Annotated in this window: 13 protein-coding genes and 1 tRNA gene; 8 read left to right on the top strand and 6 right to left on the bottom strand. The window is 62.7% G+C overall.

Translation table 11 applies throughout. The features are described 5' to 3' along the window. Positions 1–12: 12 nt before the first annotated feature. The gene (locus ABVK50_RS01675) at positions 13–1,614 is read left to right on the top strand and encodes a cisplatin damage response ATP-dependent DNA ligase (protein WP_353643091.1); all 1,602 of its coding nucleotides are present in this window, start codon (positions 13–15) and stop codon (positions 1,612–1,614) included. 184 nt (positions 1,615–1,798) lie between these two features. Here ABVK50_RS01675 and ABVK50_RS01670 read toward each other — a convergent pair whose 3' ends face one another. Continuing rightward, positions 1,799–3,016 (bottom strand): hypothetical protein, encoded by a 1,218-nt coding sequence (locus tag ABVK50_RS01670; protein ID WP_353643092.1) that lies wholly within the window; start codon positions 3,014–3,016, stop codon positions 1,799–1,801. Between the two features lie 253 nt (positions 3,017–3,269). On the opposite strand from ABVK50_RS01670, the gene ABVK50_RS01665 reads away from it, so the two are divergent. Together ABVK50_RS01665 and ABVK50_RS01660 are read left to right on the top strand one after the other, a co-directional pair. Then, positions 3,270–3,345, top strand: a tRNA-Thr gene (locus tag ABVK50_RS01665). Positions 3,346–3,976: 631 nt separating this feature from the next. Then, entirely contained in the window at positions 3,977–4,612 is a 636-nt protein-coding gene (locus tag ABVK50_RS01660; RefSeq protein ID WP_353643093.1) for a hypothetical protein, read from the top strand. Positions 4,613–5,061: 449 nt separating this feature from the next. Here ABVK50_RS01660 and ABVK50_RS01655 read toward each other — a convergent pair whose 3' ends face one another. From ABVK50_RS01655 to ABVK50_RS01635, 5 genes are all read right to left on the bottom strand, one after another. Next, positions 5,062–5,904: a methyltransferase domain-containing protein gene (locus tag ABVK50_RS01655; protein WP_353643094.1), complete on the bottom strand. Its 843-nt coding sequence runs from the start codon at positions 5,902–5,904 to the stop codon at positions 5,062–5,064. A gap of 326 nt (positions 5,905–6,230) precedes the next feature. Next, positions 6,231–6,716 (bottom strand): DUF302 domain-containing protein, encoded by a 486-nt coding sequence (locus ABVK50_RS01650; protein ID WP_353643095.1) that lies wholly within the window; start codon positions 6,714–6,716, stop codon positions 6,231–6,233. A 148-nt stretch (positions 6,717–6,864) separates the two neighbouring features. Next, positions 6,865–8,064, bottom strand: coding sequence for an MFS transporter (locus tag ABVK50_RS01645; RefSeq protein ID WP_353643096.1), 1,200 nt, complete (start codon positions 8,062–8,064; stop codon positions 6,865–6,867). A gap of 116 nt (positions 8,065–8,180) precedes the next feature. Then, on the bottom strand, positions 8,181–8,681 hold the full coding sequence (locus ABVK50_RS01640; RefSeq protein ID WP_353643097.1) for a cupin domain-containing protein: 501 nt from the start codon (positions 8,679–8,681) through the stop codon (positions 8,181–8,183). Positions 8,682–8,874: 193 nt separating this feature from the next. Then, a complete protein-coding gene (locus tag ABVK50_RS01635) occupies positions 8,875–9,789 on the bottom strand; it encodes a LysR family transcriptional regulator (protein ID WP_353643098.1) in 915 nt (304 codons plus the stop codon). Positions 9,790–9,918: 129 nt separating this feature from the next. Here ABVK50_RS01635 and ABVK50_RS01630 point away from each other — a divergent pair, with 129 nt between their 5' ends. The 5 genes from ABVK50_RS01630 to ABVK50_RS01610 all read left to right on the top strand — a co-directional run bounded on the left by ABVK50_RS01630 (position 9,919) and on the right by ABVK50_RS01610 (position 14,181). Further along, entirely contained in the window at positions 9,919–10,749 is an 831-nt protein-coding gene (locus ABVK50_RS01630; RefSeq protein WP_353643099.1) for a 3-hydroxybutyrate dehydrogenase, read from the top strand. A gap of 40 nt (positions 10,750–10,789) precedes the next feature. Continuing rightward, positions 10,790–11,857, top strand: a complete 1,068-nt coding sequence (locus ABVK50_RS01625; protein ID WP_353643100.1) for a patatin-like phospholipase family protein — start codon at positions 10,790–10,792, stop codon at positions 11,855–11,857. A gap of 238 nt (positions 11,858–12,095) precedes the next feature. Next, a complete protein-coding gene (locus ABVK50_RS01620; protein WP_353643101.1) occupies positions 12,096–12,365 on the top strand; it encodes a DUF2282 domain-containing protein in 270 nt (89 codons plus the stop codon). 33 nt (positions 12,366–12,398) lie between these two features. Beyond that, positions 12,399–13,424, top strand: a complete 1,026-nt coding sequence (locus tag ABVK50_RS01615) for a DUF692 domain-containing protein (protein WP_353643102.1) — start codon at positions 12,399–12,401, stop codon at positions 13,422–13,424. Next, positions 13,411–14,181: a DNA-binding domain-containing protein gene (locus tag ABVK50_RS01610; RefSeq protein ID WP_353643103.1), complete on the top strand. Its 771-nt coding sequence runs from the start codon at positions 13,411–13,413 to the stop codon at positions 14,179–14,181. The genes ABVK50_RS01615 and ABVK50_RS01610 overlap by 14 nt, the downstream gene beginning before the upstream one ends. Positions 14,182–14,197: the final 16 nt, after the last annotated feature.

The following is a 14,197-nucleotide window of genomic DNA, read 5'->3' as shown; positions in this document are numbered from 1 at the left end:
ACGAGCCGCCCCATGAACCGCTTCGCCGAGTTGCTCGACCGCCTCGTCATGATGCCGTCGCGCAACGGCAAGCTAATTCTGCTGACCGATTATTTCCGCAGCGTCGAGGATCCCGACCGCGGGCTGGCGCTCGCCGCAATCACCGGCGATCTCAGTATCGCCGCGGTCAAGCCGGCCATGCTGCGCATGCTAGTCATGGAGCGCATGGACCCGGTGCTGTTCGGCTATTCCTACGACTATGTCGGCGATCTCGCCGAGACCGTATCGCTGGTTTGGCCCGACCCGCCGGCGCATCTCAAGCCCAACCATGCGCTCACGCTCGGCGAGACGGTTGCGGCGCTGCAGGCGGCCAGCCGCTCGGATGGGCCGAAGGTGCTGGCGCGGCTCCTCGACAATGCCGGCATTTCGGCACGCTACGCCATCATCAAGCTGGTCACCGGCGGCCTGCGCATCGGCGTCTCGGCGCGGCTGGCGAAGCAGGCGCTCGCCGATTTCGGCAAGGTCGAGGTCGGCGAGATCGAGGAGCTTTGGCACGGGCTCTCGCCGCCTTACATCGAGCTGTTCGCCTGGCTGGAGGGCAAAGCCGACAAGCCGGTAAAATCGGCCAGGGCGCTGTTCCGTCCGGTCATGCTCTCCAACCCATTCGGCGACGGCGACCTCGAAAAGCTCGACCCGGCCGACTACGCCGCCGAATGGAAATGGGACGGCATCCGCGTCCAGGCAGTTTCGGAAGGCGGCATCCGGCGGCTCTATTCGCGCACCGGCGACGACATCTCCGGGGCGTTTCCCGATCTGGTGGACGCCATGGATTTCGACGGTGCCCTCGACGGCGAATTGCTGGTCGGCGACCCGCTGAAGGCGACGGGCACATTCTCAGAACTGCAGCAGCGGCTGAACCGCAAGGCGGTCTCGGCCAAGATCCGTGAGCAATACCCGGTGTTCGTGCGCTGCTACGACATCCTGCAGGACGGCGCCGAGGACAGGCGTCCCCTGCCCTTCATCGAGCGGCGCGGCCATCTGGAAGCCTTCGTCGCCCAGCTGGACCCTTCGCGCTTCGACCTGTCGCCGCTCGCGCCTTTCGCCGACTGGGCGGCGCTGGAGGAGATGCGCAGGCATCCGCCGCATCCGGTGATCGAAGGCGTGATGCTGAAGCGCCGCGATTCCCCCTATCTCGCCGGGCGGCCGAAAGGTCCGTGGTTCAAATGGAAGCGCGATCCGCACACGGTCGACGCGGTGCTGATGTATGCGCAGCGCGGCCACGGCAAGCGCTCGAGCTTCTATTCCGATTATACGTTCGGCGTCTGGTCGGGACCGGAGGGCGCCGAGGAGCTGGTGCCGGTCGGCAAGGCCTATTTCGGCTTCACCGACGAGGAGCTCAAGCAGATCGACAAATTCGTGCGCGACAACACGATCGAGCGTTTCGGTCCGGTGCGCTCGGTGCGCGCCGACCGCAACCACGGCCTGGTGCTCGAAATCGCCTTCGAGGGGCTGAACCGCTCGACGCGCCACAAATCCGGCGTGGCGATGCGCTTCCCGCGCATTTCGCGGCTGCGCTGGGACAAACCCACCCACGAGGCCGACCGGATCGAGACATTGCAGGCGTTGCTGGACTGAGCGCTGCCGATGCCTGGTGCGCCCGTCGACAGGCTCAGGATTTCGACAGGCTCAGGATGAGGACGGTTTGTGCGACCTCAAACGACAGATCAATCGTTGGGGCAACAGCTGCAGGTAGCGCCAACTTAACTGGCTGACGTCACCACCCGCGGTCCTCATCCTGAGCCTGTCGAAGGACGCACGCCTACTCCGCAACCGACACCCGGATCGCGTAGATGTCGACGGCCTTGCCCTGGTTCGAAAAATCCGAGTTGATGGCGATGGTGCCGCCGGACCCCGGACTGGCGTTCGGAAAATCGAGTTCGAACAGATAGTCGCCGCGCTGGTAGCCCACGGCATAGCGCCTGCGGCCGCAATCGCCCAGCTCGCCGAAATTGCAGTCTACCGACATTTCCGTCTCCTGGCCTTCCTCGGCGCGGGCGACGATGTCGAAAGTCGCCTTTTTGCCGGCGATTTGTTCGAGAATGCCCTGACCAACGTCGAACACGATCGCCGAGCCGGATTCGCCCGACCGGATGCGCAGGAAACTGCCGGAATCGTCTTCCATCACCTCGGCGCTGGTGTCGGCCGGCGCCGCAACCTGCGAGGCGTTTTCCGGCGAGAACACCGTGATCCAGTCGCGCTCAGCGTCGGCCTGGCCGGGCAGTAGCGGCGGCGCTTCCGCCTCGGGAATGAAATCCTCGCTCTCGACCGTCGCCGGCGGGTTTGGCACGGTCGTGTCGCGTTCGGCCGGCGTTTTCAAAAGACCGGTCTGGAACGCCCACCAGCCGCCTATGCCGATGGCCGCCAGCACCGTCGCTGCAAGAAACATTTGGGCGAAAGGCAGGCGGCGCCTGCGAGCGCGCCGCTCGTCGCGGTCGGGCGCCACCTCGGCGGCGGCGTCGCCGGGAAGCGTCGGCGAGCGCGCCCCGCCGATGTCGGGCGTGGGCGCGGAAACCCGCGGCTCCGCGCGCCGATCGAACGACACTTCGGGCGCTCTGGCCGAGGGCTCGGCCGCCCCGCGGCGCTCCGGCTCGACGCTGACGTCGAATCTCGGTTCGCCGCCAGGCTTAGCGACCGCTATCGGTTCCGAGTCAGTTCTTGCGGCACGGTCCGGCGCGCCGTCGATCCTGGGCTCCGGCGCGACACTGCCGTCCGCCGCAACTTCAGGAGCAACGCCGGCCGAGGGCTCGGGCGCGGCACGGGCGGCGGCCGCCGGCTGGAATTCGGATTCGATCTCGGTGATCTTGGCTTGCATGGCCTTGCGGCGATTGATCGCCGCCTCGACCGTCAGGCTCGGATTGGCCTGAAGGGCGCGGTCGAGCGCGGCGAATGCCGAGCGATAGACTTTCTCGCGGAACGCCCGGTCCTCGGCATTCCCTTTCTCGAAGGCGTTACGGATCGCCTTTTCAATCGCGTCCAATCCGTTATCCCCTTGATGCGGCCAGCATTTCATGATCGTTAGCCGCAGCGGCGGCATCAATCAACAGCCAGCATCCGACATTCGGCGCGGCCGGCACAGCCCACGCAGTTCCGGGAAACCAATGCCTGCGACTTGTGGGCCCGCGCTTCCGTAAACCAATGCCTGCGATTTCGCCGCGACGCGGCTTGAATTCGCCGCGCAATGAAGCTATCAGGCGCACATTCGGCCGCGCCGCCAAGTCGCGACCACGGCTGCCGCTTTAGCTCAGTTGGTAGAGCACATCATTCGTAATGATGGGGTCGCGTGTTCGAGTCACGCAAGCGGCACCAAAAAATCTCCAAGAAATCAATGGTTTAGCCGAAACGGTCTAGGACTACGCTCCTAAATAGACCTTACTGCGACATACATCAGCTTACGCAGAATGACGAAAATCTGTTCGAACAGGGCTCATTCGAACAGCTTTTTACCCATTCGAACAGAACCGCAAGAATTGGTTGACATGCGATGCTGCACCACACTGTCCTCCCCGTGAGGGATAAAGCGTCGACCCCCCGACAAACACATGCCTTGACATGGCAGTGCCGGAGCCCCCATTCATGTCGAACTAGGGGGCAAACGAAATGGCTGAAAACGAACCGCCGCGACTTCGAGCTTTTAGGGCCGAGGGAATATTGGGCGGTACAACCTATCACCTTGACATCAGCCAGATGGCCTCGATCATCGTCTGCCCAAATGGGACCGGCAAGAGCACTTTTCTAAGTCTATTTTATCTTTTTCTTAGCCGCCAATGGAGTCGTCTGGCAGAGTATGACTTCATACGGCTCACCCTAGTCTATGACTTTGGCGAACTCTCTGTAACGCGCTCGGACATCAACTCCTTAGACGCCTTGCCCCGCTCAACTCCAAGGTTGCGTACCTTACTTCAGTCTGTTGTCCGAGCGCAATGAACTAGATCGCCTTTTGAAACCCACACTCACGAAGCTGGATCGGGATGTAATTTCGGAGGTTCTGAGCATTCCGTCTACTGACGTGGCGCATTTTAAGAGGCTACTCAGCCGCGAGATCGGATTAAGCTCGAATGCCTTATCCGTCGACAATATGCTTAAGTCTTTGGGCCTTGGCCGCGTCTTATATATGCCCACATATCGCCGTATCGAAAAGGACATTCACTCAATCTTTCCCGACATTGAGGAACGCTTTAGAACTCGCATCCAAGAGACCCAGATCACAGCGCGCGAGGACATTAACTCTAAGGAGATTGTCAGTTTTGGAATGGAAGATATTGAGACACTTATTGCCTCTTTTATAATTTCGGTAAAAGAGTATCAACGCATATCAACGGATACCGCCTCTCAAGAATACATACGCGATATCGTACGGGGACGAATTTCGACATATTCACTAAAAGGACTTCGAGACCTTAATCAGGAAGACCTCAAGGACTTCGTCAACCCGCCCAAGGAGGCCATGGATAAAGAAGCTCGCGTTGGCCGGTCCCGTGGGCGTTCCGTCGTTGAGTTGTACAACGAGATCCATCCTCACTCAGCGCTCCGAATGCGCTCCCCACGGGAGTTCATCCGAGCCCAAACCCAGTAGCCGGGTGTCCGGCGAAACGGGGGGCACTACAGGGCCAAAACGGCCTGTCACAGCTCGTGGTAAGGACATCAACTGCATCAACTGTCCAGCCGACCCGCAAGCATCGTCGGTCTCTGCTTTCAGAGAATGCTGATGACGGCCTGAACGACCGACATGAGGCGCGTTGCCGTCGAAATGCGGCGGGCCACCTGAACAGCCGCTTTCCCAGCTTCGCCGCCCAGAAGCCGTCGGGCGGGATACCACCATTCCCGGCCGTCGCCGACCCGAGACGGGTCGGGCAGCAAGCGACCCCTTATTGGCCATTCCGGATACTTCCCCCCCAACGCCCGAAACTTGCTGTTCGTTCAGTTTGGCTTGTACGCCAGAACGAGGGCCGCTACCGGATTGACTGCTTTGACATCGATCATGCGGTCAAAGGACGTTGCTCCCCAAGGCGTACCGCCAAGGCTCTACCGAACGCGTCCCTTGACGCCCCAGGCTCTTATCGCCAGCAGGATCTCTCCGTCAGGTCCCGTCGGAAGTCGCCGCTCAAGCTCGTCCCGGAGCCGCTCTCGTGTGTCGCTGTCAAGCGAGAGGCAGTATTTCGGCGCAGAGCCGGTGCCGCCGAGGAATGGCGACCAATAGTCATCGAAGTCTTGGAATGCAGCCGGGATGTCGATTGCCCGCACCTCGACCTCATCCAATTCAGCACGTTCAAACAGCTGTTGCAGCGGTCCAGGGCGGCAGATTGGCGCCTTGACGCCGTCATCGTACTCCGAGGCTCCTGGATCGAGGCGTGTGGCGACGTCGAAGAACGTCCGCATCACCTGCATGTGCCCAGCGTAGTCCCACACATACAGGCCTGTGATGCCGCCGCGCCGGACGACGCGGACCATCTCCCGGAGGGCTGCCTCCTTGTTCGGTACAAAGTTGAGCACGAGGCCGCATACGGCAGCGTCGAAGCTGTTGTCAGGTTGAGGGAGCGCCTGCGCGTCACCTTGCATGAGACGGACGCGCTCATCTGAAAGCATTGTGCGAGCGGAATTCAGGAACGTTTCGGAACTGTCGATGCCGACGATCTCGGCTGGTTCGCTTCGAGCCAGGATGGCGGAGCTTAAAACACCCGTCCCGCAGCCCACATCGAGCCACCGTTCGCCAGGACCAACATCGAGCCACTCGGTAAAGATGCGAGCGATCCGGCGGCTCCATCGGCCCATGTAACGTTCATAGGCGTCGCTTGCACCCCAGAGTTTTCGATCCTGCACAGGCATTGCAAAACTCGTCCCATCGCTGGAGCCGACATCATCCTGCAACAGAGGCTCCCGAATGTCACTCTGGTTGCGGCTTGCGCCTTGAAGCGTTTGCCGTCCGTCCGTTGGGCGGCCGCTAGCGGACTGGCAGCTCCCGGCCGCAGATCTTTGATTGCGGACATTCGGGTCGGCTTGGGCATCGTCGTGACCTGACCCATTCCTGACCTTCCCGGACCGATTTTCCTTCCGAAAGCCGACTTTGGACTCAGCCAGCGCTCGAGACCCCGTCGGACTTTAACGAGCGATTAATTCGTTCGATGGGCAGACGTTCGCTTAATCCCTGTGATGCGGTCGATGCCGGGATCGCAAAATCCCGGCATCGCTCATAGTCATTTCCTGATGCTGGAGGTGACGGACTGGATGACCTCCGTCGCCATATTGAATTCCTTGGTCCGGTTCTCGATTCCGTGGCGCTTGGCGATGTAGCCGAAATCGCTATAGGCGGCATAAACCGACCCGTCGGCGCCCTGGTAGACGACGACGCGCACCGGCCAGTCGAGCGCCGCCTTCGGGTTTGCGGTTATGAAGGTGGTGCCCAGCGCCGGATTGCCGAACATGACGAGCCGCGACGGCCTGACCATGTTGCCGGCTGCGTTGCCGAGCTTGGCCTGGTCGATGACGCCGAAAAACATGATGCCCTTCTTGGCGACATCCTTCTTAATGCGCGCCACGGTTTCTGCGACCGAATAGTCGCTCTTGACGGCGATGACGCCGACCGATGCCGTTTCGGCGTTTGCCGGGATGGCGAGGGCGGAACCGGCCAGCGCCAGGGCGAGCCCTGTCGCCGCCCGTATCGATTTGACTGAATGGATCATTTCTCTTCTCCGTGAGTGAGGCCCGTCCGATGACGGGCTTAGAGAAAGATGCTGGAGCGTGCGGCGGATGGATAATGCCGTTCGCTGCCTGATTTGATGAACGTGGCTTATGGCTGCGCGCACTCGGGCGCGGAGGCGCTCACGCCGTTCAGCCATTCGGCGACAACCGCCTCGCCAGAGCGATCGCCGCCACAAGGGCGAGGACCATGACGGCAACCGAGGCGGTCCAGCCAAGACGATCGTAGACCTGCCCGATGACGAAGCTGCCGACCAGACCCCCGGTATAGTAGGAGGCAAGATAGATGCCGCTCGCTGCCGCCTTGTCGTGTTTCGCGGCTCGGCCGACATGGCCGGTCGCGATCGCCTGGGCGAGGAACGTGCCTACTGCGACTGTCGCCATTCCGGCAAGCACGGCCGGCAGATTCGGCGCAAGCAGCGCCAGGAGACCGGCGGCGGCGAGGCCGAGCGTCAGGCCGATGCCGCGGCCGGCGCCCAATCGTCCCGCGACCCGGCCGGCAAGCGGCGTGGTCAGCATTGAGGGCAGGAATACGAAATAGACGAGGCCCAGCGCCATCGGCGAGAGCGCCAGCGGCGGCGCAGCAAGCTCGAAGGTCACATAGGTGAAGGTGCCGATGAAGACGAACAGGATCAAGAACCCGATGGCGAAGCCGCGCCTCAGTTCGCCATCCATCAGGTGATATTTCAAGGCCGGACCGGCGGTCGCCTGCGCGCCGCCGCCCGTCATCATCCGCTCGGTCTTCTTCAGCGTCAGCCAGACAAGCAGCGCGCCGGCGATGTTGAGCGCGGCGAAGGTAAGGAAGTTGACCGAGATGCCAAAATTGTCGGCGACGGCCGCGGAGAGGATGCGGCCGAAAAAGTTGCTGGCGACGTTGCCGGTGACGTAGGCGGCTAAAGCGCCGGCCGACTGGGCCGGCGAAAAATGCTCCGCGAGATAAGCGACTGTCAGCGTGAACGCCGCCGACATGAAGAGCCCCTGCGCGACGCGCAACATCGCGAAGGTCGTGATGTCGCTGGTCGTCGACAACAGCACGGTCGGGATGGAAAGCAGCACGAGGCTCACCCAGATCCCGTTGCGCCGGTTGATGTTGCGCCCGAACAGCGCGACGGCAATTCCCGCTATCGCCATGCCGAAAGTGCTGGCGTTGACCGCAAAGCCCATCGTCGCGCGGCTGACGCCGAATTTTTGGACCAGCGAAGGCAGGATCGCCTGCGCAGCGAACAGGTCGACGAGGGTGAGGAACGCGATCAGAGCGATCACCGCAAAGCGCAAGGAATCGGCCGCGATCATGCCGAGATGGGTCGGAGCGGTTTGTTCATGGCTGGTCATTAGTGCCTCCTGGCGCGGCGGGAGTGCTTGTAAACGTCGACTTCATGCCCGATGCGTTGGCGTCCCCGAACCGGCCGGGTTCGGAGACGCGCTGGCTGGAACGGGTCTCGTCGGCCTCACATCGTGTGGTCGTCATCCATCTCCGGCGGTAGGATATCGGCCGAGATCAGCACGGCGGGCGCCGAGCCGTTGTTCTGCCACCAATGCGCCAGATCACCGAACTCCTCGGTGACTTCGCCGGCCTTGTGCTCGATGGCCACCTTGCAGTCGCTGCGGTATTCGGTGATCGCGCCTTCGACGATGTAGATGTTCGCCGGGCGCGCCTTATGATCGTGCCACGGCACGATGCCGCCGGGCTGCACAACAAGCTTGCGCAACCGGAACATGTTGCCTTTCCAGTCTGCGCCCTTCGAGCTGAGGTCGATGGAGGCGAGAACCTCGTCGGCAACATCCTTGGGTGCGGTCGCGCCCGGCTGCATGGCGCCGGCGGCGACCTGATCGGCGGGGCATTCGCCGGCGTGGACGGGGGCGGCGGAAAACGCCGCGGCGGAGGCCAAAAGGCCGAATGCCAGAGCGAGCTTCGCCGGGTTGCGGACAGCGATGGTTTTCAGGAACATTTGCGATTTCTCCTTTGTTGAGCCCGGCGCGGGAACGTGCGGGGCATGGCCAGGAGATTGGCCGGTTGCAGCGGCTTAGCGAAATGCCACCTGCTTTTGAATTCTATAGCCTGAAGCTATCGCGTGCGCCCGGAAGCATAGGCGGAGCTGCCCGGCGGGCGGCGACAAACGAGGCCGCCTATCCGGGTTCAGCTCACGCCGCACTGCGACGTGGGGATGCGATCGATCCGCCTTCAGCCCAGCCATAGGATTTGACAGCTCCGACGAAGGTCGACACCGCCGGCGAGAAGCGGCGGCCAGCGACGGTGACCAGGCACACGTCGCGCGTAACGTCCGGCTCGGATACCGGACGTATCTGCAGGCCCGGTATGACGGCCGTGTATTCGGGCAGGAAGCAGATGCCGAGCCCGCCGGCGACCATGTTCTGGATCCAGTCCTCGCGCTCGCTTGAATAGGAGATGCGCAGCCGTACGCCCTTGGATGTGCATATCTCCGACAGGTGATCCCAGTATTCGCAATTGACCCGCCTGAGATAGATCTCGCCGTCGATCGCGGTGATCGGCACGACATCGTGCTGGGTCAGCCTGTGGCCAGTCGGGAAGGCCAGCATGAAGCGCTCGCGAAACAGCGAGGTGACGTCGAAACGTTCCGGGAAGCTGTCGCTGGAAGACATGATCGCGACGTCGATCTCGCCGGCTTCTAGCAATTGCGAGAGTCGGCCGGGTACGCCTTCCACGAGCTGGAGCTGGATGCCCTTGTGGCGCATATTGAAATCGGTGAGCAGGCCGGTGAAGCGGCGCGGACCGATCGTGCACATGATGCCGACCTTCAAATGCGCATCCTTCAAGCAGAGGAAGCGCGACGCCTCCTGGCGCACTCCGGTCAGCTCATCGAGTATCTGCTGGAAGCGCGGCCTGAGCAGTGCCCCGAGGTCGGTGATGTGGGTGAGGTTGCGCTCACGCCGGAACAGGAGACCGCCGACCTCGTCCTCGAGTTGCTGTACAGCGCGGCTCAGCGCCGGCTGGGTGACGTTGCACTTCTCCGCGGCGCGCGTGAAATTGCGTGTTTCACAGACGGCGAGGAAGTATCGGATGTGATGAATGTCCATGCCCATCCCCTAGTGCGCACGCGTGCCGTTCAGCCAATGCAATACGCGTATGGATTTGATAGCACACCGGCATTTTATTGTTGAGCGGCCATCGCCCAGGGTCTCCGAAACGCATCAACGGAGACCGAAATGCTCAACGTCGACATATCTGAATCCAACGAACTGGCTCTTCGCCGTCCCCTGGAAGGCCGCACGGCTGTCGTGACCGGCTCGACCAGCGGCATCGGCCTGGGCATCGCGCAGGCTCTCGCCCGGAACGGAGCGGCGGTGATGCTGAACGGCTTCGGCGATCCCGTCGAGATCGAGACGCAGCGCGCGGCGATCGCCACGGAGAACGACGTGGACGTCGCCTATGATTGCGCCGATATGTCGAACGCCGACGCCATCCGCATGATGGTGCAACGCGCCATCGCTCGCTTCGGCCAGATCGATATCGTGGTCAACAATGCCGGTATCCAGCATGTCGCACCGATAGGCGAGTTCCCCGCCGCCAAATGGGACCAGATACTGGCGATCAACCTTTCCTCAGCCTTTCACCTGATCCAGGCGACGTTCGAACAGATGAAGGGCCGCGGCTACGGCCGCATCGTCAACATCGCCTCCGCTCACGGGCTGATTGCGTCGCCCTTCAAGTCGGCCTATGTAGCTGCCAAGCACGGCATCGTCGGCCTGACCAAGGTGGTCGCGCTCGAGGGCGCCGAACACGGCGTCACCTCCAACGCCATATGCCCTGGCTACGTCTGGACACCTCTGGTCGAGAAGCAGATCGAGGACCAGGCCAAGTCTCACAACATCGCCCGCGACGCCGTTATTCGCGACGTGTTCCTGAAGAACCAGCCGACCCGGCGCTTCGCCACCGTGGAGGAGATGGGCGCGCTTACCGTGTTCCTGTGCAGCGACTGCGCCGCATCCATCACCGGAACGGCCTTGCCGGTCGACGGCGGCTGGACCGCCCACTGACCAGCCGCGCAATTGCCCGCAGCCGTCCCGGGAGGGAAAGATGAACACCCACGCCGATGTCGTGAAGCTGGGCGCCGCCGCCGCGGTGGCGCGCCCGCAAAAAACGCTCAACCTTGCTTTGCAGGGCGGCGGCGCCCACGGCGCCTTCACCTGGGGCGTGCTGGATCGTCTGCTCGACGAGCAGAACCTCTCCTTCGAAGGCGTGGTGGCGACCAGCGCCGGCGCCATGAACGCCGCGGTCATGGCCTACGGGCTGGCCGAGGGCGGCAAAAAGGGCGCGCAGACCGCACTTGCCAATTTCTGGCGACGCGTCAGCCATGCGTCCTCCTTCAGCCCGTTGCAGCCGAGCCTGTTCGACCGCGTCACCGGTACGCGTTCACTGGAGAACTCGCCGGCTTTCCTGATGTTCGATCTGGTGACGCGGCTGATGTCGCCCTACCAATTCAATCCGCTGAATTTCAATCCGCTGAAATCGGTGCTGGAGCAGTCGATCGACATCGAAGCGGTGCGCCGCAACCGCTGCGCGCTCAAGCTCAACATCTGCGCCACCAATGTGCGCACCGGCAAGGTCAAGGTGTTCTCGAACGACGAGCTGTCGGTCGACGCGATCATAGCGTCGGCTTGCCTGCCCTTCCTGTTCCAGGCTGTCGAGATAGACGGCGAGGCCTATTGGGACGGCGGCTACATGGGCAATCCGGCAATCTTTCCGCTTATTTATTCGGCCGAGACGCCCGACGTGCTGATCGTTCATATCAATCCGATCGAGCGCGCCGAGCTGCCGCATAGCGCAATCGAGATCCTTAACCGCATCAACGAAATAAGCTTCAACTCCTCGCTGCTGCGCGAGATGCGCGCCATCGCCTTTGTCACCAAGCTGATCGACTCGGAAGCCGGCAAAGGGCTCGACCTCAAGCGCGTCTACATCCACGGAATATCCGACGATGGCACGATGAAGAAGCTCGGCGTCGCCAGCAAACTCAACGCCGACTGGGGCGCCCTGACCGAGCTGCGCGACAAGGGCCGCGAGAAGGCTGACGAATGGCTGGAGCGCCACTACGGCCAGATCGGAGAACAGTCCACCGTCGATGTAGAGAGCCGCTATTTGTAGGAGTTCTCCCGCTCCAGCAAACGGTTTCTCGAGCCTGTGCTCGCACCCTCCTCAAGCACAGGTTTCAACCCCTCCGGCCGCCCCTCCGGAGGGGTTTTCACGGCTTCATGCGGCGCATTCGGCGCGCCTATCGAATCCATGCGGAGAGAGCATTTCAGTCGAGCGCCGCGATCGGGGAGAGTTGGCGTCGGACGGGCCGAATGCCGGTCTGACCAACCACAAACCAGGAGATGACATCATGATCGACACCAAACCGCTTATCTATTCCGCCTTCGCGGCAATGACGACGCTCGGCGCGAGCGCCGCCTTCGCAGGCCCGGCCGCCCAGCCCGATTTCTCGTTCGAGAAATGCTACGGCGTCGTCAAAGCCGGCCAGAACGACTGCCAGACGGCGACGCATTCCTGCGCCGGCACCTCTACCGCCGACGACCAGGCGGACGCCTGGATCTACGTGCCGGCCGGCACCTGCGGAAAGCTCGCCGGCGGTTCCACCGAACCCAAGGCCTGACCGCCATTCCAGCCAACCCGAAAGAGAAGACCGATGCCCAACAAGCTTCCTAACCTTCCGATCCCGCAGGCCGCGGGCATCGGTCTTCGCTCGGCGCATATCGCCGAAATGCTGAGCCGCCGTCCGTCGGCGGGTTGGCTGGAGGTGCACGCCGAAAACTACATGGGCGATTCCGCCGCGGTTTCGGCGCTGGAGAAGCTGCGCCAGATCTATCCGCTGTCGGTGCATGGCGTCGGCCTGTCGCTCGGCAGCGCCGCAGGCGTAGACCGCGCGCATCTCCAACGGCTGCGCGGGGTCTGCGAACGTTTCGAACCCGATCTCGTATCCGAGCACCTTGCCTGGAGCGTCGCCGACGGCGCCTACCTCAACGACCTTTTGCCGCTGTGCTACGATGAAGCGGCGCTGGCGATCGTCGCCGCCAACGTCGATCTCATTCAGGAGACGCTTCAGCGCCGCATCCTGATAGAAAACCTTTCCGCCTACATCGAATTCAGCGGATCGACGATGAGCGAGGCCGAGTTCCTCGCCGAGCTCGTCAAGCGCACCGGCTGCGGTCTGCTGCTCGACGTGAACAACGTCTACGTTTCCGCACACAATATTGGCTTTGACGCCGCTCAATTCATCGACGTGCTGCCCGCGGACGCCATCGGCGAGATCCATCTGGCCGGCCACGCCGTCAACGACGTCGGCGACGACATCGTTCTGATCGATGATCACGGATCGCGCGTTCCGCCCGCGGTCTGGGCGCTCTATGCCGGCGCTATAGAGAAGTTCGGCCCGCGTCCGACACTTATTGAATGGGATACGGAGGTCCCCGCGCTCGACGTGCTTCTGGGCGAGGCGATGTGGGCGGATATGCTCGCTGCTTCGATCGCTTTCGGCAAGCGCCAGGAAACCGAAAGCTCGGCGGCCCCGCGCCGCGCTCCCGGCATCATCCTGCCCTTCGAGCGCGATCCCTTGCAGCGCGGCATGCCTGTGCTCGCCGCATTCGAGGCGGTGAAGCCCGTGCGCCCGTCCACGCACCATGCATCTGGGAGGACCCGCCATGTCGTCGCTTGAACGCCTGCAGAACACCATCGCACAAACCGTGCTCGGCAGGCCGCATTCCGGCGTTTCGTCGCTGGTCTCCGCCGGACGGGGCAATCCCTACCGCCGGCTTCGAATCTACGAAAACAATACGCGCGCCTCGCTGACAGCGACCCTGATAGCGGTTTTCCCCGTCACGGTGCGGATGGTCGACGAGCGCTTCTTCCGCTACGCGGCGAGCGAATTCATCCGCCGCGATCCGCCGAGCGAGCCGCGGCTGGTCCGCTACGGCGCAGACTTCCCGAATTTTCTGAGGACTTTTGAAGGCCTGGCCGAAATGCCCTTCGTCGCGGAAACGGCGCGGCTGGAATGGGCGATCGCCGAAGCGCTGGACGCGGCGTCGCTGCCACCGCTCACACTTGCTACTCTGGACGGCGATGCTTCAGGGGCTGCCCCGGAACTCGCGCTTCAGCCTTCGCTGCGCCTCGTCATCTCCCACTGGCCGGTGCTGTCCATCTGGTCGGCGCATCAGAACGGCGCCAGCCCGGCTATGACCGAAAGCTGGGAGCGCCGCGCCGAGCGCATCGCGCTTTGGCGGCAGGGCGACACCATCCGCTTCCTCGGCCTCAGCAGCGCGCAGTTCTCCTTCCGCTATTCGCTGAAGATGGGGCTCGGCCTGGAGAAGGCGGTTTCCCGCTCCCTTACCCATGAACCGATGTTCGATGTTCTTGGCGCACTCGTCAGCCTTTTCGGCGACGGTCTGGTGACCGGCATCCGCTTTAACCGCTGACCAGCAAAAAATGGAG

Origin of the sequence: Mesorhizobium sp. WSM2240 (assembly GCF_040438645.1) — a bacterium.
Lineage (GTDB): Bacteria > Pseudomonadota > Alphaproteobacteria > Rhizobiales > Rhizobiaceae > Allomesorhizobium.
This window is presented reverse-complemented; position numbering and strand designations above follow the sequence as displayed.

What these genes read in the sequence shown, in the direction of transcription:
- ABVK50_RS01675 (WP_353643091.1), top strand. Translation starts at nt 13, where the DNA reads ATGAACCGCTTCGCCGAGTTGCTCGACCGCCTCGTCATGATGCCGTCG.
- ABVK50_RS01650 (WP_353643095.1), bottom strand. Translation starts at nt 6,716, where the DNA reads ATGATCCATTCAGTCAAATCGATACGGGCGGCGACAGGGCTCGCCCTG.
- ABVK50_RS01645 (WP_353643096.1), bottom strand. Translation starts at nt 8,064, where the DNA reads ATGACCAGCCATGAACAAACCGCTCCGACCCATCTCGGCATGATCGCG.
- ABVK50_RS01640 (WP_353643097.1), bottom strand. Translation starts at nt 8,681, where the DNA reads ATGTTCCTGAAAACCATCGCTGTCCGCAACCCGGCGAAGCTCGCTCTG.
- ABVK50_RS01635 (WP_353643098.1), bottom strand. Translation starts at nt 9,789, where the DNA reads ATGGACATTCATCACATCCGATACTTCCTCGCCGTCTGTGAAACACGC.
- ABVK50_RS01630 (WP_353643099.1), top strand. Translation starts at nt 9,919, where the DNA reads ATGCTCAACGTCGACATATCTGAATCCAACGAACTGGCTCTTCGCCGT.
- ABVK50_RS01625 (WP_353643100.1), top strand. Translation starts at nt 10,790, where the DNA reads ATGAACACCCACGCCGATGTCGTGAAGCTGGGCGCCGCCGCCGCGGTG.
- ABVK50_RS01620 (WP_353643101.1), top strand. Translation starts at nt 12,096, where the DNA reads ATGATCGACACCAAACCGCTTATCTATTCCGCCTTCGCGGCAATGACG.
- ABVK50_RS01615 (WP_353643102.1), top strand. Translation starts at nt 12,399, where the DNA reads ATGCCCAACAAGCTTCCTAACCTTCCGATCCCGCAGGCCGCGGGCATC.
- ABVK50_RS01610 (WP_353643103.1), top strand. Translation starts at nt 13,411, where the DNA reads ATGTCGTCGCTTGAACGCCTGCAGAACACCATCGCACAAACCGTGCTC.